At 70.5% G+C, this 21,874-nt stretch carries 18 protein-coding genes; 4 read left to right on the top strand and 14 right to left on the bottom strand.

The genetic code is table 11. From position 1 onward, the window contains the following. Positions 1 to 123 precede the first annotated feature (123 nt). The gene (locus ACYVJJ_RS02160) at positions 124 to 2,865 is read left to right on the top strand and encodes a TonB-dependent receptor (RefSeq protein WP_460830718.1); all 2,742 of its coding nucleotides are present in this window, start codon (positions 124 to 126) and stop codon (positions 2,863 to 2,865) included. A gap of 99 nt (positions 2,866 to 2,964) precedes the next feature. Further along, positions 2,965 to 4,389, top strand: coding sequence for a sodium:solute symporter family transporter (locus ACYVJJ_RS02165; protein WP_460830719.1), 1,425 nt, complete (start codon positions 2,965 to 2,967; stop codon positions 4,387 to 4,389). Between the two features lie 66 nt (positions 4,390 to 4,455). Here ACYVJJ_RS02165 and eda read toward each other — a convergent pair whose 3' ends face one another. The 11 genes from eda to rhlB all read right to left on the bottom strand — a co-directional run bounded on the left by eda (position 4,456) and on the right by rhlB (position 16,110). After that, complete coding sequence (eda, locus tag ACYVJJ_RS02170) at positions 4,456 to 5,109, bottom strand: bifunctional 4-hydroxy-2-oxoglutarate aldolase/2-dehydro-3-deoxy-phosphogluconate aldolase (protein WP_460830721.1); 654 nt, start codon at positions 5,107 to 5,109, stop codon at positions 4,456 to 4,458. After that, positions 5,106 to 6,092 (bottom strand): glucokinase, encoded by a 987-nt coding sequence (gene glk / locus ACYVJJ_RS02175; RefSeq protein WP_460830722.1) that lies wholly within the window; start codon positions 6,090 to 6,092, stop codon positions 5,106 to 5,108. Before glk ends, eda begins: the two co-directional genes overlap by 4 nt. Further along, a complete protein-coding gene (edd, locus tag ACYVJJ_RS02180) occupies positions 6,089 to 7,924 on the bottom strand; it encodes a phosphogluconate dehydratase (protein WP_460830724.1) in 1,836 nt (611 codons plus the stop codon). Before edd ends, glk begins: the two co-directional genes overlap by 4 nt. Then, on the bottom strand, positions 7,924 to 8,628 hold the full coding sequence (pgl, locus tag ACYVJJ_RS02185; RefSeq protein WP_460830726.1) for a 6-phosphogluconolactonase: 705 nt from the start codon (positions 8,626 to 8,628) through the stop codon (positions 7,924 to 7,926). The genes edd and pgl overlap by 1 nt, the downstream gene beginning before the upstream one ends. A 4-nt stretch (positions 8,629 to 8,632) precedes the next feature. Next, complete coding sequence (gene zwf, locus ACYVJJ_RS02190; RefSeq protein ID WP_460830728.1) at positions 8,633 to 10,093, bottom strand: glucose-6-phosphate dehydrogenase; 1,461 nt, start codon at positions 10,091 to 10,093, stop codon at positions 8,633 to 8,635. Between the two features lie 141 nt (positions 10,094 to 10,234). Next, positions 10,235 to 10,942: a uracil-DNA glycosylase gene (ung, locus tag ACYVJJ_RS02195; protein WP_460830730.1), complete on the bottom strand. Its 708-nt coding sequence runs from the start codon at positions 10,940 to 10,942 to the stop codon at positions 10,235 to 10,237. Positions 10,943 to 10,984: 42 nt separating this feature from the next. Continuing rightward, positions 10,985 to 11,782 carry a response regulator gene (locus tag ACYVJJ_RS02200; protein ID WP_460830879.1) on the bottom strand — a complete coding sequence of 266 codons (798 nt, stop codon included), beginning with the start codon at positions 11,780 to 11,782 and terminating at the stop codon, positions 10,985 to 10,987. Between the two features lie 55 nt (positions 11,783 to 11,837). Further along, positions 11,838 to 12,794, bottom strand: coding sequence for a permease-like cell division protein FtsX (gene ftsX, locus ACYVJJ_RS02205; protein WP_460830732.1), 957 nt, complete (start codon positions 12,792 to 12,794; stop codon positions 11,838 to 11,840). Beyond that, positions 12,791 to 13,474, bottom strand: coding sequence for a cell division ATP-binding protein FtsE (gene ftsE, locus ACYVJJ_RS02210; protein ID WP_460830734.1), 684 nt, complete (start codon positions 13,472 to 13,474; stop codon positions 12,791 to 12,793). The genes ftsX and ftsE overlap by 4 nt, the downstream gene beginning before the upstream one ends. A gap of 64 nt (positions 13,475 to 13,538) precedes the next feature. Continuing rightward, a complete protein-coding gene (locus ACYVJJ_RS02215; protein ID WP_460830736.1) occupies positions 13,539 to 14,270 on the bottom strand; it encodes a hypothetical protein in 732 nt (243 codons plus the stop codon). A gap of 52 nt (positions 14,271 to 14,322) precedes the next feature. After that, positions 14,323 to 16,110, bottom strand: a complete 1,788-nt coding sequence (rhlB, locus tag ACYVJJ_RS02220; RefSeq protein WP_460830737.1) for an ATP-dependent RNA helicase RhlB — start codon at positions 16,108 to 16,110, stop codon at positions 14,323 to 14,325. A gap of 232 nt (positions 16,111 to 16,342) precedes the next feature. Between rhlB and trxA the strand changes: the two genes are divergently transcribed. Together trxA and rho are read left to right on the top strand one after the other, a co-directional pair. Then, on the top strand, positions 16,343 to 16,669 hold the full coding sequence (gene trxA / locus ACYVJJ_RS02225; protein WP_460830739.1) for a thioredoxin: 327 nt from the start codon (positions 16,343 to 16,345) through the stop codon (positions 16,667 to 16,669). 233 nt (positions 16,670 to 16,902) lie between these two features. Continuing rightward, positions 16,903 to 18,681 carry a transcription termination factor Rho gene (gene rho / locus ACYVJJ_RS02230; protein WP_460830880.1) on the top strand — a complete coding sequence of 593 codons (1,779 nt, stop codon included), beginning with the start codon at positions 16,903 to 16,905 and terminating at the stop codon, positions 18,679 to 18,681. Positions 18,682 to 18,737: 56 nt separating this feature from the next. On the opposite strand, the gene ACYVJJ_RS02235 is transcribed toward rho, so the two are convergent. The 3 genes from ACYVJJ_RS02235 to ACYVJJ_RS02245 form a co-directional block, all read right to left on the bottom strand. Further along, on the bottom strand, positions 18,738 to 19,553 hold the full coding sequence (locus ACYVJJ_RS02235) for an energy transducer TonB (protein ID WP_460830741.1): 816 nt from the start codon (positions 19,551 to 19,553) through the stop codon (positions 18,738 to 18,740). Positions 19,554 to 19,782: 229 nt separating this feature from the next. Then, a complete protein-coding gene (locus ACYVJJ_RS02240) occupies positions 19,783 to 20,637 on the bottom strand; it encodes an energy transducer TonB (RefSeq protein WP_460830743.1) in 855 nt (284 codons plus the stop codon). Positions 20,638 to 20,740: 103 nt separating this feature from the next. Further along, on the bottom strand, positions 20,741 to 21,748 hold the full coding sequence (locus ACYVJJ_RS02245) for a GGDEF domain-containing protein (RefSeq protein ID WP_460830745.1): 1,008 nt from the start codon (positions 21,746 to 21,748) through the stop codon (positions 20,741 to 20,743). Positions 21,749 to 21,874: the final 126 nt, after the last annotated feature.

The raw sequence follows: 21,874 nt of genomic DNA on the forward strand, positions 1-21,874 counted from the left end.
ATTTGTGCAGGCAGGCGCAGTTCTACCATCGCCGCCAAGCTCGGGGCCGCGTCCCCGCGACACGCATCGGACTGGCGTTCTGCACGTCGGTCCACGCCACCACAGCCCCGGGGAGTACGAGGGATGTTGAATCTGAAACGCAATCTGCTGAGCGTCGCGCTGGCCTCGGCCACGCTCATGGTCGCCACCGCCGCGCAGGCGCAGGAGGCCGACACGGCCGCGCCCGCCGGCTCGGAGGCCGAGCAGCTCGACTCCGTCACCGTCACCGGCATCCGCCGCGGCATCGAGCGCGCGATCGACACCAAGAAGAACGCGACGTCGATCGTCGAGGCCGTCTCGGCCGAGGACATCGGCAAGCTGCCCGACGTCAGCATCGCCGAGTCGATCGCGCGCCTGCCGGGCATCTCGGCACAGCGCGTGGCCGGCCGTGCGCAGGTGATCAGCGTGCGCGGCCTCTCGCCGGACTTCGCCACCACGCTGCTCAACGGCCGCGAGGTAGTGAGCACCGGCGACAACCGCAGCGTCGAGTTCGACCAGTATCCGTCCGAGCTCGTCAGCGGCGTCACCGTGTTCAAGACGCCCGACGCCGCGCTGGTCGGCCAGGGCCTGTCCGGCACCCTCGACATCCAGACCGCGCGGCCGCTGAGCTTCGATCGGCCGGTCGTCGCCGTGAGCGGGCGCCTGCAGCGCAACTCGCTCGGCGAGGCCGCCGATGCCGATGACGATGGCAACCGCTTCAACGCGAGCTACATCGGCCAGTTCGCCGATCGCACCTTCGGCATCGCACTGGGTTATGCGCATTCGGAGACGCCGATCCAGGAGAACCAGGTCGGCCTGTACGAGCCGTGGAAGACCGATGCACGTCCCGGCCTGCCGGCAGGCACGTGGGCCACCGACGGCATCAAGGCGCTGCGCCGCACCGGCGAGATCGAGCGCGATGCAGTGATGGCCACGCTGCAGTACCGCCCGTCGAACGCCTGGACCAGCACGCTCGATCTCTTCTATACCAAGGCTGAGCAGGTCGACACCGCGAACCAGTTCGAGGTGAACACGCAGTACAACGGCTCGTTCCCCTGCAACCCGACCTGCCAGTACAGCAACGTCACGGTCAACGGCAACGGCACGTTCACCGGCGGCACGCTCGCCAACGTGTCGCCGCTGGTTCGCGGCATGTACAACAAGCGCGAGGACGAGATCGTCGCGTTCGGCTGGAACAACAAGTTCAATGTCGGCACCGTCACGCTGAACGCCGATGCCAGCTACTCGAAGGCCTCGCGCGACGAGCTCAACCTCGAGAACAACGCGCAGCTGGCACCCGTGCCGCAGTTCGACACGGTCGACCTGCTCTATCGCAACAACGGCTTCTCGCAGCTCAATCCCGGGCGCGACTATTCCAATCCGGGCCAGCTGTTCCTGACCAATACGATCTACGGGTCGGGCTACGGCAAGGTGCCGCAGGTGGACGACGAGCTCGCGGGCCTGCGTTTCTCTGCGACGTTCGCTGCGCCGGAATCGCTCGGCTGGCTCGCCGACATCGATGTCGGGCTGAACTATGCGCACCGCGAGAAGACCAAGCGCCAGCCGGAGGGCAACATCAACCTCGGCCCGCAGGGCAACAGCACGATCGCGCCGGACCTGCAGTACGGGCTGGTCGACCTGAACTTCGCCGGCGTCGGCTACATCCCCTCGTGGAACGTGCCGGGCGCGGTGGCCCGCTACATGGTGTTCGAGCCGCGCGACGATCTCTCCTACCTGATCTCCAAGGCCTGGACCGTCGAGGAGAAGATCACCACCGGCTACATCCGCGCGAACATCGACGCCCAGTGGGGTTCGGTCGGCGTGCGCGGCAACGTCGGCGTTCAGGTGCAGCACACCGACCAGTCGTCGTCGGCGAACTACTTCGACGGCACCCGCCCGGCCGGCAGCCAGGTGCGTCCGATCGAGGGTGGCAAGACCTATACGGACATCCTGCCTAGCCTGAACCTCGCGTTCCTGCTGCCGGCGGAGCATACCCTCCGCGTGGGCCTCGCGCGGCAGGTGGCCCGTGCGCGCGTCGACCAGCTGCGTGCGGCGCTCGAGTTCGGCGTCGACACGGCGACCGGCCGGCCGGGCGGCAGCGGCGGCAACCCGGAACTCGATCCGTGGCGCGCCAACGCCTTCGATATCTCCTACGAAAAGTACTTCGGCAATAAGGCCTACGTCGCGGCCGCGTACTTCTACAAGGACCTCCGGAACTACATCTACACGCAGACCCGCGACGGCTACGATTTCTCGAACTTCGTGGCCGACTACGTGCCGCCGGTGGGCTCGCCGCCCGCACAGTCGACCGGTACCTTTACCGCCCCCCAGAACGGCGAGGGTGGCACGCTGCAGGGCCTCGAGCTGACAGCCTCGATCCCGTTCAACCTGTTCTCGCAGGCACTCGACGGCTTCGGCGTGATCGCGAGCGCCACGTTCAACGACAGCGACATCAAGATCCGCGACCCGGAGAGCGCGTCGAGCGTCGGTGACCGCCCGATCAGCCTGCCGGGCCTGTCGGACGAGGTCTACAACTTCACTGCCTACTACGAGCGCAGCGGCTTCGAGGCGCGCGTGAGCCAGCGCAAGCGGTCGGATTTCATCGGCGAGATCGGCAACTTCAACGGCAACCGCACGCTGCGCTACGTGGTCGGCGAGAGCATCACCGACGCGCAGGTCAGCTACACGTTCGGCGAGCAGAGCGCGGTGAGCGGGCTCACGCTCCTGTTCCAGGTCAACAACCTCACCAACGAGACCTACCAGACCTACGCCGGCAGCAAGGACCGCCCGCTCGAGAACATCGAATGGGGCCGCACCTACCTGGTGGGCGTGAACTACAAGTTCTGATTGTCCAGCGCTGTCATCTGGAGGCCCCTGCCGTTACTCTCCGACGGCAGGGGCCTTTTTCTTTCCAACGCGCCGCTCAGGCGCCCGGGTGGAACCGACATGGACTCGAATCTCGTGCAGGTGCTCGTCTTCCTCGCGCTGACCGCCGCGGTCGCGCTCGCCACGTGGTGGCGCTGCCGGCGCGATGCGCGCGATGCGGACGGGGGCAAGGACTTCTTCCTCGCGGGCAATGGCCTGTCTTGGCCCTTCATCGCCGGTTCGCTCCTGCTCACCAACATCTCCGCCGAGCAGATCGTCGGCATGAACGGCGCGCAGACGCTGCTGGTGGCCTGGTGGGAGCTGGGCGCGGCCGCGGGCCTGATCGTGCTCGCCCACGTGCTGGTACCGATGTACTACCGCTACAAGTGCACGACGACCACGGAGCTCCTCGAAAAGCGCCTCGGCGACGCCTCGCTGCGCCGCGCGGTCTCGCTGCTGTTCCTGCTGGGCTACCTCACCATCCTGCTGCCGATGGTGCTCTACACCGGCGCGAAGTTCATGAAGTCGTTCTTCCAGCCCGACCTCTCGCTGTGGGCGATCGCCCTGCTCTTCGCGCTCGCCGGCCTCGCCTATGCCGCTCTCGGCGGCCTGCGCGCGATCGCGATCTCCGACACCTACATGGGCGTGGTGCTGCTCGTACTCGGCACGATCGTCACCTGGTTCGCGCTCGATGCGGTGGACTGGGACCTGTCCGGCGTGCCCGTCGAACGCCTGACGCTGGTCGGCGGAAACGATTCCGACATCCCCTGGCACACGCTGCTCACCGGCATGCTGTTCATCCACCTGTTCTACTGGGGCACGAACATGGTGATCGCGCAGCGCGCGCTCGCCGCGCCCACGGTGCGCGAGGCCCAGAAGGGCATCTATGCCGCGGCGGCGCTCAAGCTGCTGACGCCGGCGATCGTGGTGCTGCCGGGCATCATCGCCTTCAAGCTCTATGGCGATGTCGACGACGATGCCTACGGGCGGCTGGTGGCCGACGTGATGCCGGCCTGGATGTCCGGCGCCTTCGCGGCCGCGATCACCGGCGCGGTGCTGTCGAGTTACAACGCCGCGCTCAACTCGGCGGCCGCGCTCTACACGGTCGACATCCATCTCGCGAAGTTCAATCCGCAGGCCGATGCCAAGCGGCTGGGGCGCATCGTCTGTATCGTCGCGACACTGATCTCGCTCGCCATCGTTCCGCTCTACGAGAACTCGCGCTCCATCGTGGCCACGCTGCAGCAGCTCAACGGCCTGTACTCGATGCCGGTGCTCGCCGCCTTCATGGTTGCGATCTTCTTCCGCGGCGCGAATGCGCGTGCGGTGCGCTGGGCTTTGGTGTTCGGCGTGGCGCTGTATTCGTTCTTCACCTTCGTGTGGACGCCACTGCACTACATCCACCTGATGTTCATCACGCTCGTGTCGACGGTCGCCTCCGCGGTGCTCGGCAGCGTGGTGCTGCGTCGGTCCGGCGGTGCACCGGCGCTGCCCGATCCGGCCTGAGCCGGCGCGTCATGAAAAAAGGCCGCAGCGATGCGGCCTTTTTTTGTTGCCCTCGACGCCAACGGTCTAGACGGGACGCAGCGCCGCCGCCTCGCGCGCGAGTGCACCGATGCGCGCCCAATCGCGCGCAGCCAGTGCATCGCCGGGGACCATCCACGAGCCGCCGACGGTCATCGCGTTCGTCAGCGCGAGATAGGCGGGCGCCTTGGCGGCATCGATGCCGCCGGTCGGGCAGAACCGCGCCTCCGGGAAGGGGCCGGCGAACGCACGCAGTGCGCCGATCCCGCCCGCGGGCTCGGCCGGGAAGAACTTGAAGCGCCGGTAGCCGCGCTCCATCGCCACCATCAGCTCGCTCGCGGTCGCGATGGCCGGGATGAACGCCATAGCCGTCAGCTCCGCCGCCTCGTAAAGCGCCGGCGTGGTGCCCGGCGAGATCGCGAAGACTGCACCGGCCTCGGCCGCCGCGCGCAGATCCTCCGCGCGCAGGACGGTGCCCACGCCCACGCAGGCCTCGGGCACCTGGCGCACGATCGCATCGATCGCACCGAGCGCCGCGGGCGTGCGCAGCGTGATCTCGAGCACCGGCAGCCCGGCCTCGACCAGCGTGCGCGCGAGCGGCACGGCGTCGTCGACGTCGGCGATCGCGAGCACGGGCAGGACCGGCGCCTTCGACAGCAGGGCGTCGACGCGCGCGGCGCGGGTTTCAGGGGTCCAGTTCATGCGGGCATCTCCTGCAGCGTGGAGCGCAGCGCGACGGCCGCGCCGAGCAGGCCGGGCTGCGGATGGATGACGACGTGGATCGCGACGTTCTCGAGGTACGCCGCGAAGCGCCCCTTGGCGAGGAAGCGCTCGCGGAAGGCGCTCGCGCGCAGGAACGGCACGAAGCGCGGAACGATGCCGCCGGCGATCATCACGCTGCGCGAGCCGTGCATGAGCGCGGCATCGCCGCAGACCGCGCCGAGGATCGCGCAGAAACGCGCGAGCGCGCGACGTGCGGTGGCGTCGTGCCCGTCGAGCGCCAGGCGCACCACCTCGGCCGGATCGCGCAGCACGGGCGGCGTGCCGGCCGGGCGTTGCGGATCGCGGAGGACGGCGTCGATCTGCGCGAGCCCGGTGCCGCAGAGCACGCGCTCGTTGGACGTGCGCCCGTGCAGCGAGTCGAGCCAGCGGGCGATCGCGCGGTCTTCCTCGATCACCGGCGCGAACGTCGCATGCCCGCCCTCGGTCTCGATCACCTGCCAGCCGCGCGTGTCGTCGCCGATCAGCAGCGCCATCCCGAGGCCGGTCCCGGGGCCGATCACCGTCACGGGCGACGCGGGCGGCAGCGCGCCGGCGCCGTGCAGGTGCACCGTCTCGTCAGGGCCGAGCGCAGGCACGGCCCAGGCGACCGCACCGAAATCGTTGAGCATCAGCAGGCGATCGAGCCCGAGCGCGGCTTCGAGCTCGCTGCGCGAGAACGACCAGGCCCGGTTGGTCAGGCGGATCTCGTCCATGTTGACCGGGCAGGCGACGGCGATGGCGGCGTGCCGTGGCCGCGCGCCGACCTGCTGCAGGTAGTGCTCGCAGGCGTGCTGCAGGCTGGCGAAGTCCGCGCAGCGCAGCGAGTGCACGTCGCGCAGCGTCGGCTGCGGTGCGTCGAGGTCGGTGAGCGCGAAGCGTGCATTGGTGCCGCCGATGTCGGCGATCAGCGCGACCTCGCTCATGCACCGAGCTCCTCGTCGCTGGCGTCGAGCAGGCTGCAGGCGCCCTCTTCCGCGCTGCCGACATGGCGGCGCATCAGCGCGAACAGTTCGCGGCCCATGCCGGTGCGGTTCGCACCGAGGTCGGTCCGGTGCGGCACGCGCGCCGCCCATGCGTCGGCCTCGACGTGCACGTCGATCGTGCCCGCATCGGCGTCGATCGTGACCACGTCGCCGGCCTGCAGGCGGGCGATCGGCCCGCCGTCGGCGGCCTCGGGCGTCAGGTGGATCGCAGCGAGGACCTTGCCCGAGGCGCCGGACATGCGGCCATCGGTCAGCAACGCGACCTTCTGCCCGCGGTCCTGCATCACCGACAGCGTGGGCGTGAGCTTGTGCAGCTCGGGCATGCCGTTCGCCTTCGGGCCCTGTCCGCGTACGACCGCGATGAGATCGCCTTCGAGCAGCCCGGCGCGGAAGGCCTCGAGCAGCGCCTCCTGCGCCTCGAAGATCTGCACGGGTGCGGTGATCACACGGTGCTCGGGCGCGACCGCGGAGATCTTCGCAACCGCACGACCGAGATTGCCCTGCAGGCGGCGCAGGCCGCCTTCGCTGTCGAACGGCTCCGCCAGCGGGCGCACGATCGCGGCGTCACGCGTGTCCGACGGTGGATCGGTCCAGCGCAGCGTGAGGCCGTCGAGCGTCGGCTGCTTCGCCTGCCCACGCAGCGTGCCGCCGTGCACGCAGTCGATGTCGTGCAGCAGGCCGCCGTCGAGCAGCTCGCGGATCACGAAGCCCAGGCCGCCGGCCTGCTCGAAATGGTTTACGTCGGCGCTGCCGTTCGGATAGATGCGCGCAAGCAGCGGCGTGACGCGCGAGAGCTCGTCGAGGTCGTCCCAGTCGATGCGCAAACCTGCCGCGCGAGCAATCGCGACGAGATGGATCGCGTGGTTGGTGGAGCCGCCGGTCGCAGCCAGGCCGACCATCGCATTGACGATCGCGTGCTCGTCGACCAGTCGGCCGAGCGGACGATAGTCGTCGCCCAGTGCGGTGATGCGCAGCACCTGTTCGGTCGCCGCGACGGTGAGTGCGTCGCGCAGCGCCGTGCCCGGATTGACGAAGGCGGTGCCGGGCATGTGCAGGCCCATCACCTCCATCAGCATCTGGTTGGAGTTCGCGGTGCCGTAGAACGTGCAGGTGCCGGCGGTGTGGTAGCTCGCCGCCTCGGCATCCATCAAGGCCTCGTCGTCGACCTTGCCCTCGGCATGCAGCTGGCGTACGCGCGCCTTCTCCTTGTTCGGAATACCCGAGGGCATCGGCCCGGCCGGCACGAGGATGCACGGCAGGTGACCCCAGCTCAGCGCGCCGATCAGCAGGCCCGGCACGATCTTGTCGCAGATACCGAGCAGCAGCATGCCGTCGAACATGTCGTGGCTGAGCGCGATGGCCGTGGACAGCGCGACCGTGTCGCGCGACCACAGCGACAACTCCATTCCGAAGCGGCCCTGGGTGATGCCGTCGCACATTGCCGGCACGCCACCGGCGACCTGCGCGCTCGCGCCGTTCGCGCGCGCGATCGCGCGGATCAGCGTGGGATACGTCTCGAACGGCTGGTGCGCCGAGAGCATGTCGTTGTAGCTGGTGACGATCGCGATGTTCGCGCCGCGCTTGCCGCGCAGGTGGGGCTTGTCGGGCCCGGTCGCGGCGAAGCCGTGTGCGAGGTTGCCGCAGCCCAGCGCATTGCGCGCCGGGCCGTCCTTGCGCATCGACTCCATGCGCGCCAGGTACGCGGCGCGCGAGAGGCGGCTGCGCTCGGCGATGCGCGCGGTCACGCGCTCGACGGTGGGATGCACGGACATTAGGGGCTCCAGTGGACGTGCACGAGCGTGCCGGGCGCATGCAGCAGCGCCGACACGGGCAGGCGCATCGGATCGGGCGCTGCGCAGGCCTCGGCGAGTACCGCGCGCTTGGATTCGCCGGTCACGACGAGGTGGATCGCGCGGGCGCGCAGCAGGCGCGCCGCGGTCAGGCTGATGCGGGGAAACGGCGCCTCGGGTGGCAGTGGCTCGGGATCGATGCGGCAGGCTTCGAGCTTCGAGCGCGCGTGCAGGGCATCCGACAGCTGCGCCGCGCCGGGGAACAGGGACGCGGTGTGCCCGTCGGCGCCCATGCCGAGCACCGTCAGGTCGAACGGCTCGACGTGCTGGGAGAGCATGCCGCGCGCCTGGCGCTCCGATGCGTCGGGATCGCCGTCTGCGGCGGTGAGCGATTCGATGCCGACGCCGCGCGCGCCTGCAAAGATCCCGCGCAGCTGGCCCACGTTCGAGGCGGGATGGTCGTGCGGCACGCAGCGGTCGTCGCCCGGGATCAGGATCACCCGTGACCAGTCGCGTGGAAGCGCGGCGAATTCGCGATAGGCGGCCAGCGGCGTGCGGCCACCGGCGAGTGACATCACCAGCCGCCCGCGCAGCGCCAGCGCCTCCGCGGCCGCCAGCCGCAGCACCACGGCGAGCGCATCGGTGAGTGCGCTCGCGTCGCGATAGTCATGCACCACCCAGGCCATGGTCCTACTCCCGCCAGCTGTGGCCGTGGCGCTCGGTGAGCGTCACCGCGGCGCCGGGGCCCCAGGTGCCCGCCGGATACGTCCGCGGCTCGATCCCGTTGTGGCGCCACCCGTCGTGGATCGCGTCGACCCACTGCCACGCGGCCTCGGTCTCGTCGCGGCGCACGAACAGCGTGCCGTTGCCCTCGATCGCGTCGAGGTAGAGCCGCTCGTAGGCGAGCCGGCGGCGGTGCGTGGCGAACTCCTCGTGCATGTCGAGGTCGAGCGCCACCTTCGACAGCTGCACGCCGCCGCGGTCGAGGCCGGGCGTCTTGTTCATCACCTGCAGTTCGATGCGCTCCTCCGGCTGCAGCCGGATCACCAGCGCGTTGGGCTGCACGCGTGCGCCGCCGAAGATCGAATGCGGCACGCTGCGCAGCTGCAGGTAGATCTCGGTCGACCGCCGCGCCATGCGCTTGCCGGTGCGCAGGTAGAACGGCACGCCGGACCAGCGCCAGTTGTCGACCTGCGCGCGGATCGCGACGAACGTCTCGGTGCGGCTCGCACGACCGAGCTCGTCGAGATACCCCGGCACGGCGCGGCCGTCGATCGCACCGGCGGCGTACTGGCCGGAGACCGTCTCGGTCGCGACCTCGGCGCGCCCGATCGGCCGCAGCGAGCGCAGCACCTTGATCTTCTCGTTGCGCACCGCGCTGGGGTCGAAATGCGACGGCGGCTCCATCGCGGTCAGGCACAGCAGCTGCAGCAGGTGGTTCTGCAGCATGTCGCGCATCGCGCCGTAGTCGTCGTAGTAGTCGCCGCGGCCTTCCACGCCGACGGTCTCGGCGACGGTGATCTGCACCTGCTGGATGTGGCGCGCGTTCCAGATCGGCTCAAACAGCGCATTGCCGAAGCGCAGCGCGAGCAGGTTCTGCACGCCTTCCTTGCCGAGGTAATGGTCGACGCGGAAGATCCGCGACTCGTCGAACACCCGCGAGACGGCGTCGTTGATCGCATCCGCGCTGGCGAGGTCGTGACCGATCGGCTTTTCCAGCATCGCGCGCGTGCCGGCACCGGCGAGGCCCTGCGCGGCGAGCGCGTTGCAGATGTCGCCGTAGAAGCGCGGCGCGGTGGACAGGTGATAGACGACGTCGCCACCGTCGCGCAGCGTGCGCACGGCATCGCCGAGGCGCGCGAACGAGTCCGCATCGCCCAATGTCGCCGGCACGTACTCGACGCGTTCGAGCAGGCCGCGCAGTTCGCCGTCATCGCGCTCGCCGCCCGGCACGAAGCGCTCGATCGCCTGCGCGACGCTGGCGCGGAAGCCCTCGCGGTCGAGCTCGCTGCGTGCGGTGCCGAGGATCCGCAGCCCCGCGGGCAGCAGGCACTCGCGATGCAGGCCGTACAGCGACGGGAGCAGCATGCGCTGCGCGAGGTCGCCGGTGGCGCCGAAGATCGTCAGCAGCGAGGCGGGCGTGGGGCTCATGGGCGATCGCGTGGGGAGGACAGGCAAGCGTAAGGGGCTCGCCATGAAGGTCGCGCTGTATACGTTTACAGCCGGCGGCGCCTAGAGTACCCGGAATGGCAGCGCTGTCATCCGTGCGCTGCAGCACGGCTGAACCGCGCGTCAGCCGGCGTCCAGATTCCGTGCCGGCGGCAGCGTCCAGTCGATGGGCGTGCCGCCTCGGCGCAGCAGGTACTCGTTCGCCGTCGAGAAGTGCCCGCAGCCGATGAAGCCGCGATGCGCCGACAGCGGCGAGGGATGCGGCGCCTTGAGCACGCGATGCCGGCCGGTGTCGATGCGCTTGCCCTTGGCCTGCGCGTACGAGCCCCACAGCAGGAAGACCAGCCCCTCACGCTCGCGTGCGAGCACGTCGACGACGTGGTCGGTGAAGCCCTCCCAGCCGCGGCCCTGGTGCGCGCCGGCATGCCCCGCCTCGACGGTCAGCACGGCATTGAGCAGCAGCACGCCGCGCTCGGCCCAGGGCAGCAGGCAGCCGTGGTCCGGGCGCGCGATGCCGAGGTCGCGCTGCAGCTCGGCATAGATGTTCGCGAGCGACGGCGGCACCGGTACGCCGGGGCGCACCGAGAATGCGAGTCCGTGCGCCTGGCCGGGGCCGTGGTACGGGTCCTGGCCGAGGATCACGACGCGCACGCGATAGAACGGCGTCGCGTCGAAGGCGGCGAAGATCTGCGGCCCCGGTGGGAACACCTGCGCGCCCGCGGCCTTGCGCTCGCGCAGGAACGCCGACAGCGCGCGCATGTCCTCGCGCTGCAGCCAGTCGCCCACGCGGGCTTTCCAGGACGGTTCCAGGCGGATGCGGTCGTCGCTCATGCGGCGATGATCGCAGATGGCGCGCGACGGGCCGGGGCCCGCTCAGACGGGCGTGGACGCCCCGGCCTCGCTCAGCCGCGAGACGCGCAGCTGGAACAGCGCCTTCGTAACCAGCAGGCGCTCCTCGATCGGCTTGAGCACCAGGTCGTTCGCGCCCGCGCGCAGCAGCTCGCTCTGGTTGTCGGGATTGGCGTCGCCGGTCATCACCAGCACCGGCAGGCGGCGCTTGCCGTAGCCGAACTGCACGCGCAGGCGGCCGAGCAGGTCATGGCCGGAGAGCTCGCCCTTGAGGTAGACGTCGGTCAGCACGAGGTCCGCGCCGATGTCGTCCTGCCCGCGGTGCGCCTCGAAATGCGCGAGCGCTTCCTCGACGCCGATGAAGTGCAGTACGTCCATGCCGTGGCGCTGGAGCATGCGCTTGGTCGCCACCGCGACGACCTTGCTGTCCTCGACGTAGAGCACCCGCGCGCCAGGAATCGGCTCGGGATGCACGTAGCCGCGGATGAACGCCGCGAGCGCGGCATGGCCGAGGGCCTTGTCGAAGTAGTCGGTGACGTCCTCGGTGAACGCGCGCGATTCCAGGTGCGACTGCGCATCGCCCGAGACCACGATCACCGGCGCGTACTTCTGCCCCGCCGCCTCGCGTACCGCACGCGCGAGGACCATGCCGTCGCCGTCGGGCAGCGCGAGCGCGGTGGTGACGAGATCGACCGCGCCGTGGGCGAGGGCCTCGCGCGCCTGGGCCACGCCCTCGCAGGCGACCACCTCCACGCCCGGCACTTCGCGCACGAGTACGTCGGCGATGAGCTTGCGCACCAGCTTCGAGCCGTCGACCACCATGATGCGCGGGGTCGTCACGGTCACATGGCGCAGGTCGTGCGGCTCCGGGCTCACTTCAATCGCCGATCGAGCGGGTCTGGCGGAGATAGTGACCGCTCACCAGCCCCGCGCCAAGCCAGCCGATCACGCCGGACCCCAGAACTGCGACGGCGGCCCGGATCGGGTCGAAGCCCTGCAGCCGGAAGCCGCTGCCGTAGCTGCGTGCGAGCTCGGCCACCGGCTCGCGCAGCGCGAATTCCGCGCCAGTGAGCAGGCCCAGCGCGAGCAGGCCCGCGAGCAGGCCGTAGCAGGCGCCCAGGTACAAGAACGGCCGACGGATGAACCCGCCGGTCGCGCCCAGCAGCTGCAGCACGTCGATCTCCTCGCGCCGCGACTGGATGTCCAGCCGCACCGTATTGCCGACCACCAGCAGCGCACCGGCGCCGAGCACCAGCGCGAGCACCGCGGCAACCCGCTCGCCGAGGGTGAGCCAGCGGTCGAGGCGATGCCGCCAGGCGGCATCGTGCTGGACGACGTCGACGCCTTCGAGGGGCGCCAGCGTGGCGGCGAGCGCGGCATCGTCGCCGCGTGGGGTGACGCGCAGCAGGTGCGGCAACGGATTCTCACCGAGCGCCTGCGCGGCTTCGGCAAAACCCCCATGGGCGCGCAGCTCGGCAAGGCCCTCGTCGGCGCTGCGCAGCTCGACGCCCGCGACATCCGGACGCAGGCGCAGCTCCGCGGCGAGCGCCTGCGCGCGCGCCAGCGGCAACCCGGGCTCGAGATACAGCGAGACCTGCCGCGACTGCTGCACGTCGCCGGTGAACTGGCCCAGGTTGGCGAGCGTCGCCCACAGGCCCAGTGGCAGCGCGATCGCGATCGCCATGACGCCCACCGTCAGGCCCGTCGCCCAGGGCTTGCGCGCCATCCGCCCCAGGCTCGCGACGAGGCTGAAGACATGGTGGTCGACCCAGCTGCCGAACTTCGAGCGCGTCCGCGGCGCACGCGCGCCGGCCCGCGCAGGCGTCGTGCTCATTCGGCCACCTCCGTCGCGGCGATGTCGTCGACGAGGCGGCCGTGGTCGAGCACGAGTACGCGCTTCTTCATGCGGCGCACCAGCGCGAGGTCGTGGCTCGCCACCATCACCGCGGTGCCGCGCGCGGCGAGCGATTCGAGCAGCGCGAGGATCTCCGCCGACAGCGCAGGGTCGAGATTGCCGGTGGGCTCGTCGGCGACCAGCAGCCGCGGCTCGGCGACCACCGCGCGCGCGATGCCCACGCGCTGCTGCTCGCCGGCCGACAGCTGCGACGGCAGCGCCTTCTCGCGTGCGCCGAGGCCGACCTTGTCGAGCGTGGAGCGCACGCGCTTGGCGATCTCCGCACGGTGCATGCCGCGCAGCAGCAGCGGCAGGCCGACGTTGTCGCCGACGCTGCGGTCCGACAGCAGGCGATGGTCCTGGAACACCACGCCCACCTCGCGGCGGTGCAGCGCGATCCGGCGGCCACGCACCTTCGCGAGGTTGCGCTCGCCGAACAGCACGGCGCCACGCGTCGGGCGCTCGGTGAGGTGGATCAGCTTGAGCAGCGTGCTCTTGCCGGCGCCGGAATGGCCGGTCACGAACAGCATCTCGCCGGGCGCGACGTCGAAGCTGACCTCGCTCAGCGCCTCGCGGCCCGCGTAGCGCTTGCTGACGTTGTCGAAACGCAGAAGACTCATGCGGGGAGTATCGCAGAGCGTCGCGGCGGGTGGCCCGTGCCGGGTGCCTTGTCGCGGTACCGTGTCAGAGCGGCGCCAACGACGCCCAGAAGTCGTCCATGACCGCGCGGGCGAGCGTCGCGCGCTGCTCGGGCGACGCGTCCGGCGCGACGCGGACGATCACCGAGAACTCCACGAGACGGCCGCGGATCATCGCGAACCGCGTGATTCCCAGGGTTTCGACGCCGGCGGGCGCCGACGCGAATTCCGAGGTCGGAAAGCAGTGCGTGCCGATGCGGCCGGGAACGAGCATCTCGAGTCCCGGCCCGTGGGGGCCATCGACCTCGCGCAGGTCCGGGACGAACCCCGGGAGCGTGCGCGCGAGGCCCTGCTGCAGGGTGCGCGCGGCGTCGAACGCGCGCTCGCGCGTATCCACGTCCTCAGGAAGCTCGGTGACGACGACGGCGGCGAATGGCGGGCCGAGATCGTCCTCGGCGAGCAGCAGGTAGTGGTCGGTGACGCCGCGCGACCGGTCGTCGAGGCGGATCTTCAGCACCGTCTCGGCGACGTTCTGCACCTGCGGCACGACGAAACGTGCGCCGATCTCGCGCAGGTCGACCCGTCGCTCGCGCTGGATGCGCGCCTCGGCGGGATTCCGGGAGAAGGCATTCCCGCCTCCGCCGTTGCACGGCTGCAGGCTCAGGTCCCAGACACCGCGGATCTCGCGGGCCGGAGTGGGCGGCGCTGTCCCGGCCGGGGCGGCGCCTGCCGCGGCCACGGCGAATGCGAACAGGATGGCAGTCGGGATGGCGCGCATGGATCCTCCGTGATCCGTAATGGCGGCGCGCCGGGGAGCGCGCCGTCGGTGATCAGTGCTGGTTGCGCGGGGCGCGAGTCACGAGCGACTTCAGTCCACGCGCCACCCGATGCAGCAAGCCGGGCTTCGCCTCGGGCGACGGCGCGGGCGCCCGCGCGGCTTCGAGCTCCGCCTTCGCGCGCGGCGAATTGGGCTGGGTGCGCGTCGCGCGCGGCTCGTGGCGCGGCGAGCGTTCGGCACGCGGCGCTGCCGGCGCGCCAGGGGTTGCCGTGGCATCGACGGCCGCGCCATCGACCGGCTTGCCACGACGGCGGCGACGGCGCTTGCGCGGCGCGAGCTCCTCGCCCGTCACCGGGTCGATCCGTGGCGGGCGCGGCGGCTTCGGCGCATCGGCCGTGTCCGGTGCCGCGGACGCGATCACCACGGCGTCGGTCGACTCGACCGCGGCGTCCGGCTTCGGCGCACGCGGACGACGCTCGCCCTCGGGCTTCGGGCCGCGCGGACGGCGCTCGCCGTCGCGACTGGCGCCCGAACGGCTGCCGCTGCGCGGCTTGATGCCACGGCGCGCATCGTCCTCGGCCTTCTGCTCGCGGGCCTCGCGGAAGATGGTGCTGACGCTCTCTTCCTCTTCGCCCTCGACCTTCTCGCGCGGCGCGCGCGGGATCGCGACGAGCATCTCCGGCGTCACGTGCTCGCCGGGGATCTTCTGCTCGATGTAGCTCTCGATGTCGGGCAGCGACATGCCGTAGCGCTCGCAGGCGAAGCTGATCGCGTCGCCCTCGGCGCCGAGGCGCGCGGTGCGGCCGATGCGGTGCACGTAGTCCTCGGCATCGAACGGCAGGTCGTAGTTGTAGACGTGCGACACGCCGTCGATGTGCAGGCCGCGCGCGGCGACGTCGGTCGCCACCAGGATCTCCAGCTGGCCGGCCTGGAACTTCTTGAGCAGCGACTCGCGCTTCTTCTGGGGCACGTCGCCGGAGAGCACGCCGACACGGTAGCCGGCCTTCTCCAGCGCGCGGGCCACGCGCTCGACGAACGCCTTGGTGTTGACGAACACCATCGTGCGCGCGCCCTCGGAGCGCGACAGCAGGCCAATCAGCAGCGGGATCTTCTCCTCGTCCGCCGGGTAGTAGACCTTCTGGCGCACCTTGGCCGCGGTGATGAACTCGGCTTCCACCACCAGCTTCTCGGGCTCGTTCATGTGCTCGTAGGCGAGCTCGAGCACGCGGTGGCTGAGCGTCGCCGAGAACAGCAGCGTCTGTCGGGTGGTGCGCTCGGGCATCCGGCGCAGCAGGAAGCGGATGTCCTTGATGAAGCCGAGGTCGAACATGCGGTCGGCCTCGTCGAGCACGCAGATCTCGCAGGCGTGCAGCGAGACCACCTTGTGCTGCTTGACGTAGTCGATCAGGCGGCCCGGGGTCGCGATGATCACGTCCGCGCCGGACTGCAGGATCTGCCGCTGCTTGTCGTAGTCGACGCCGCCGTAGACGAGCGCGAACTTGATGCCGAGCTCGCTGCCGAACTTCACCGCGTCCTTGTGGATCTGGATCGCGAGCTCCCGGGTCGGTGCGAGGATCAGCGCGCGCGGGTCTTCAGGTTTACGGTCGGCGAGCGCCGGGCGCGTGAGCAGCCGGTTCACCACGGCGACGAGGAAGGCGAGCGTCTTGCCGGTGCCGGTCTGGGCCTGGCCGGCAACGTCGCGGCCGCCGAGCGCCAGCGGCAGGGTCAGCGCCTGGATCGGGGTGCAGCGGGTGAAGCCGGCGGCCTCGAGCCCCGCGAGCAGCGTCGGGTGCAGGTTGAAGGAATCGAATGTGACGTCGGTAAGGGGCTTGTCGCTCATGGGATCCGGCGCGCCGCGCGGGCGCATGCATGGGAGGCGGCCGGGAGGCCGGCCGGGATGTCCGGGGCGCGCGTGGGGAGCGGCGGGGAGCGCCCGCGACAGGTGCGGGAGCGACCGGACGGCCGCGCGGGGCTTGCGCCACCGCGGGAAGGCCCCCAAGTGTAGCGCATGCCTCCACGGCGCCCGTGCGACCATTGGCGGCCCCGCGTTCGACCCCGAGGAGACCCGTTCAGTGAGCGACCTGATCAAGCACGTCGGCGATGCCGACTTCGACCGCGAGGTCCTGCAGTCGGCCGAGCCCGTGCTGGTGGATTTCTGGGCCCCGTGGTGCGGCCCCTGCAAGATGATCGCGCCCGCGCTCGACGAGCTCGCCGGCACCTATGCGGGCCGCGCGAAGATCGTCAAGGTGAACGTCGACAACGAGCGCCAGACCGCGCTCAAGTACCACGTCCGTTCGATTCCCATGCTGCTCGTCTTCAAGGGCGGCCAGATCCACGGCCAGCAGATCGGCGCGGTCGGCAAGGCGCAGCTCGCCCAGCTGATCGACAAGGCGCTCTGACGCCCCGGAGGTCGCCCCGGTGACCTCCCGATGAACCGGCCCGCGCATGCCACGTGCGCGTGGCCGTGGCAACGCGTAACGTCGCCCTGCCCCGCGCGGCTTCACGCGCCACTGCCGCCGTGCGGGGTGCAATGGCCCGGCCCCGAGCGCTTGCACGCCTCGTCGCGGCGGTGCTAGTTTCGCGCTGGCCCGGCGCGTTCGCGCTCGCCGCACCCCTCTGATTCTCCGAATCGATCCGATCCCGACCTCGCCCGCGCATCCGTGGGCGCTCGCCGCTTAGCGAGGAATTCCGCTTGTCCGACCAGACCCCCGACGCCGGCGAAGTCGCCGAAAAGCGCGTGCGCAAGACGCGCGTCGCGAAACCCGAAGCCGCGTCCGCCGAGACCGCCACCGCGGTCGCCGAAGCCCCCCGCAACGATCCGCCGCGCGCCGAAGCGCCGGCCCGCAGCGAGAGCGACGCCCCGCGCGTCGAGGCGCCACGCGCCGAGGCCCCGCGCAGCGAGGCCGCGCCCGTCGCCGGCGCGCCGGAGCCGTCCACCTCCGGCGAATCCACCCCGCCGCAGGGTCAGGGCCAGCACGGCGCCCCACGCGAGCACGGCGATGGCCGCCCGAGCCGCCGCGAGCGCTTCAAGAACCGCCGCGAGCGCCAGCGCGAGCGCCAGCGCGACGGCGGCATGACCGACGAGGGCGCCGGCAACGGCGAGGGCTTCGTCGCCCGCCCGCATCCGCAGGTCCCAGAAGGTTTCCCGCAGTACTCGCTGTCCGACCTCAAGCGCATGCCCGCGCCGAAGCTGGTCGAGATCGCCGAGCAGCTCAACATCCACGAGGGCGTCGCCCGCGCGCGCAAGCAGGACGTGATCTTCGCCCTGCTGAAGGTGCTCACCCGCCACGGCGAAGGCGTCGCCGCCGACGGCGTGCTCGAGATCCTGCCCGACGGCTTCGGCTTCCTGCGCGCGGCCGAGGCGAGCTACCTCGCCGGCCCGGACGACACCTACATCTCGCCCAGCCAGATCCGCCGCTTCAACCTGCGCACCGGCGACCACATCGCCGGCCGCATCCGCTGGCCGAAAGACGGCGAGCGCTACTTCGCGCTCAACATCGTCGACACGATCAACGGCGAGCCGCTGGAAGCGTCGAAGAACAAGGCGCTGTTCGAGAACCTCACCGCCCTCTTCCCGCGCCGCAAGTTCCGCCTCGAGCGCGGCGACGGCTCCACGGAAGACGTGACGGGCCGCATCCTCGACCTGATGGCGCCGCAGGGCAAGGGCCAGCGCGCGCTGATCGTCTCGCCGCCGAAGGCCGGCAAGACGATGCTGATGCAGCAGGTCGCCACCGCGATCAGCATCAACCATCCGGACGTGCACCTGATCGTGCTGCTGATCGACGAGCGGCCCGAGGAAGTCACCGACATGCAGCGCACCGTGCGCGGCGAGGTGATCAGCTCGACGTTCGACGAGCCGGCCGGCCGCCACGTGCAGGTCGCCGAGATGGTGATCGAGCGCGCCAAGCGCCTGGTCGAGCACAAGAAGGACGTGGTGATCCTGCTCGACTCCATCACCCGCCTGGCGCGCGCCTACAACAACGTGCTGCCGAGCTCGGGCAAGATCCTGTCCGGCGGCGTCGACGCCAATGCGCTGCATCGCCCGAAGCGCTTCTTCGGCGCGGCGCGCAACGTCGAGGAAGGCGGCTCGCTCACCATCATCGCCACGGCCCTGATCGACACGGGCTCGAAGATGGACGAGGTGATCTACGAGGAGTTCAAGGGCACCGGCAACTCGGAAGTGCACCTGGACCGCCGCATCGCCGAGAAGCGCGTCTACCCGGCCATCAACATCAACCGCTCGGGCACGCGCCGCGAGGACTACCTCATCGAGCCGGAGCTGCTGCAGAAGATCTGGATCCTGCGCAAGCTGCTGCATGGCATGGACGAGATCGCAGCGATGGAGTTCCTCCTCGACAAGATGAAGAACACCAAGTCGAACGACGAGTTCTTCGGGTCGATGAAGCGCTGATCGCGCCGTCGGATACGAAAAAGCCCCGCTTCGGCGGGGCTTTTTGTTTGGCGGCGTCAGGGCGCCGCGACGAGCTTCAGTGGCCCGGCGAGCACGGTCGCCTGCGTGCGCGAGGCCTGCTCCAGGCGCGACTCGCAAGTCTCGCCCAGGCGCTCGCGCAGCACGTCCTCGGGGCGCTTGCCACGAGGCACTGGCGTCATGTCGAAATGCACGGGCAGTGACATGCGCGTCACCACCGGCACGCCCGCGAGGCGCTCCGGCTCGAAACGCAGACCTTCCAGCCAGCGCTGCACGGACTTCTCGACGGATGCGACGCTGCGATCGCGCGGGCCGTTCGCGCGCACCGACACGACCTGCAGATCGCCGTCCGTCGTGACGTCGTAGGTCGCGATGACGTCGAACTTGCGGTGGCGTTCGAGCGTCTTGAAGGCAGGCAGCGGCATCGCGCCGTACATGCGCATGTCCGCGCCGGGGCCATGCGAGGCGCGGCTGAAGCCGATCTTCATGCCACCGGCTGCGTCCGGCATCGCGCAGACCCCGAGGCGCGCGTACGTGGTCGCGGGTACCGGGACACCATCGCGCTGCGGCGCTTCGAAGCGCCATGTCGCGAGGTGCTGCTTGAGTGGCTGGTGGAACACCTGCGGCAGCGAGGGGTCGGGCACGACGTCGACGACGCGGCCCTGCGCGTCCACCTCCACCCGCGCTTGTGTACTGACGGACACCGGGCCGGTCGCGGCGCCCCGTGTCGCCACCGCCGGCAGGCAGATCGCCGTCAGCAGGGCGCCGACGACACCCGGCACGGCCACGCGTGCGCGAGGCGTGCGGAGGAACTTCGAGGTGGCGTGAGGCGGTTGCTGGCTGATCCGGGGCATGGCCGTTCTTCCGTAAAGGGCTGGGGCGATGATGCCTTGGATCACCGGTACTGTCTCGTGCGGCCGGTTAGCGCACCCGCCCGCCTCGGATAACCGTTAGACAGGCGCCAGTGGGACGGAGGTGCAACCGGGACGCCGCGACCGTCAATGCAATGGCGGTGCTCGAGAGCCAGCCGGCAGGCGGGTCCCGGTGCGGCGTCATGCCTTGAGACGTGCACGTCGACCGGGATCACCGCGCGGTGCCGAGGCCGCTGATGAGGCGGGCGGGCGCGCCGGCTGGAACGATCGCATCGCCGCCGACATCGGCCACGCCGGTCGCATTGAGTCGCTCGGGCAGCCACGGCGCCGGGCGCTTGGTGGTACGGACCTGGTAGATCCAGCCCGGGTTGTCAGTGTCGTAGCCACCTCCATCGATGCGGTAGCTGACGATGACGAGCCCGGATAGGTCTTCGGCAGACGGGGTGGCGCCCGGCTCGAGCTGGACGTCGACGCGCCACTTGCGCACGGCTTCGAGGCTCGACCGTTCGAAGTCCTCAAGCACCCCGGCAACCCGGTTGGACGTACCCTTCTTGCCGATCAGCGCGCTCTGCGCGACAGCGGCCTCGGCGATGCGTCCGTCAAGCCCGACCCGCACCGCAACCAGCACGTCGACGTCCGCACCGAGGATGAGGCCCTCGCGCGGGTAGCGTGGCTTGGCACGGTTCTTCGCTTCCAATCGGACGCCATTGCGCATGCAGTCGCAATGCTTCGGGAACGTCAGGTTCTCGAGCCCGATCCGGTAGTTGCCGTTTTCCATCTCCTGCGCCGCGAGCGTGACCCGCGCGGGCATTCGGGCAGGCGCGGGCCGGCCGTCCTTGAGCACCGGCTCGAAGCGCAGCTGCGCCACCATCTCCGGCAGGCGCGCGCCCATCGAACCGGGCAAGGGCTGCGAGGGCGTAAAGGAAACCGGCACGCCCGCGGGATCGATCGCCAACTCGCCGTCGACCCGCAGGATCGAGACGGGGGCCTCGAGCCGTAGCGGCTCACCCGCGTTCGCGGGGGCCACAAGAGCAAGGAACAGCAGGACACAGCGCAGGCTCTTCATGGGCGATCGTGCATTGGGGGCCGGCCTGGATTATGCCGAGTCGTTGCAACCACCGCGCGACACGCGGCCACGACCCGCTGCAACGCCAGCTGCACGTCGCACGTCAGGCTGCCGGGGGACCAACCGCATCCGGCGCCTCGGCGACGACAACACGATCCCGGCCGCCGCGCTTGGCCGCGTACATCGCGGCATCGGCGCGCGCCAGCCACTGCGCGTTGTCCTCGCCGGGGGCGAGCACGGCGCCACCGATCGAGACGGTGACCGGGCGCCCGGCTGCGCGCACGTGCTCGTGCACGGCGACGCGGAGCGAATCGGCGAGCCGCGCGAGCGCCTCGCGGTCGAGGCCCGGCAGCAGCAGCACGAACTCCTCGCCGCCGTAGCGGAACAGGCGATCCCCGGCGCGGCAGCGGGCCTGCAGCAGGCGTGCGAATTCGACCAGGACGTGGTCGCCCATCTCGTGGCCGTACGCGTCGTTGATGCGCTTGAAGTGGTCGAGGTCCATCACGAGCACGCCGACCGGCAGCCGATGCCGGCGGAACGCTTCGGCGGCGATGTGCAGCTCGCGCTCCATCGCGCGGCGGTTGCTGGCATCGGTGAGCGGATCGCGCGAGGCGAGCAGTTCGAGCTGCGCGCGCTGCTCCTGCGTGCGCCGCGCGAAGACGTAGGCGAACAGGCAGCAGACCGACGCGCTGGCGAAATACATCAGGCTCTCGGGCACCGACTCGAAGGCACTGCCTTCGGCCACGAGCACGATCACCACGAGCGCGGACGCGATCAACGCGATGCCGCGCCGCACCAGCAGGAAATTCGCGATCACCGCCGGATACGACCAGAGCGCGCCCGGCAGGCCGATGAGCAGGCCGATCGCGATGCAGCCGATCGTGGTCACGCCGACCACGACCAGGCTCGCGTGCTCGAGCACGCCGCCGCGCCAGGCATAGACGAAGGTCGCGGCCAGCGAGAGCACGATCAGGCTGTCGACGACGCCGGCGACCCACTGGCCCTGCGCGAAGCGGTAGAGCGCGAACGGTCCGATGCCCAGCATCGCCGCGATGCAGAACATCGCGAAGATCGTGAACTGGAAATCGGCGCGCAGGCGGCTCAGCGACACGGCGGCCCTCGGCCCGTGGAGAGACCGCATGGAACCACCGGCAGTGCGCGGGCCGCAAGCGGGCGGCTGAACGCCTGCGAAGCGTGACTGCCGCGCGCGCATCGGGGCACGGCGGCGATGGATCGA

The sequence above is a fragment of the Lysobacter humi (ex Lee et al. 2017) genome (genome assembly GCF_054781815.1).

What these genes read in the sequence shown, in the direction of transcription:
- ACYVJJ_RS02165 (WP_460830719.1), top strand. Translation starts at nt 2,965, where the DNA reads ATGGACTCGAATCTCGTGCAGGTGCTCGTCTTCCTCGCGCTGACCGCC.
- pgl (WP_460830726.1), bottom strand. Translation starts at nt 8,628, where the DNA reads ATGGCCTGGGTGGTGCATGACTATCGCGACGCGAGCGCACTCACCGAT.
- rhlB (WP_460830737.1), bottom strand. Translation starts at nt 16,110, where the DNA reads ATGAGCGACAAGCCCCTTACCGACGTCACATTCGATTCCTTCAACCTG.
- eda (WP_460830721.1), bottom strand. Translation starts at nt 5,109, where the DNA reads ATGAACTGGACCCCTGAAACCCGCGCCGCGCGCGTCGACGCCCTGCTG.
- ACYVJJ_RS02215 (WP_460830736.1), bottom strand. Translation starts at nt 14,270, where the DNA reads ATGCGCGCCATCCCGACTGCCATCCTGTTCGCATTCGCCGTGGCCGCG.
- ACYVJJ_RS02200 (WP_460830879.1), bottom strand. Translation starts at nt 11,782, where the DNA reads ATGGTGGTCGACGGCTCGAAGCTGGTGCGCAAGCTCATCGCCGACGTA.
- ftsX (WP_460830732.1), bottom strand. Translation starts at nt 12,794, where the DNA reads ATGAGCACGACGCCTGCGCGGGCCGGCGCGCGTGCGCCGCGGACGCGC.
- zwf (WP_460830728.1), bottom strand. Translation starts at nt 10,093, where the DNA reads ATGAGCCCCACGCCCGCCTCGCTGCTGACGATCTTCGGCGCCACCGGC.
- ftsE (WP_460830734.1), bottom strand. Translation starts at nt 13,474, where the DNA reads ATGAGTCTTCTGCGTTTCGACAACGTCAGCAAGCGCTACGCGGGCCGC.
- edd (WP_460830724.1), bottom strand. Translation starts at nt 7,924, where the DNA reads ATGTCCGTGCATCCCACCGTCGAGCGCGTGACCGCGCGCATCGCCGAG.
- ACYVJJ_RS02160 (WP_460830718.1), top strand. Translation starts at nt 124, where the DNA reads ATGTTGAATCTGAAACGCAATCTGCTGAGCGTCGCGCTGGCCTCGGCC.
- ACYVJJ_RS02235 (WP_460830741.1), bottom strand. Translation starts at nt 19,553, where the DNA reads ATGCCCCGGATCAGCCAGCAACCGCCTCACGCCACCTCGAAGTTCCTC.
- ung (WP_460830730.1), bottom strand. Translation starts at nt 10,942, where the DNA reads ATGAGCGACGACCGCATCCGCCTGGAACCGTCCTGGAAAGCCCGCGTG.
- glk (WP_460830722.1), bottom strand. Translation starts at nt 6,092, where the DNA reads ATGAGCGAGGTCGCGCTGATCGCCGACATCGGCGGCACCAATGCACGC.
- ACYVJJ_RS02240 (WP_460830743.1), bottom strand. Translation starts at nt 20,637, where the DNA reads ATGAAGAGCCTGCGCTGTGTCCTGCTGTTCCTTGCTCTTGTGGCCCCC.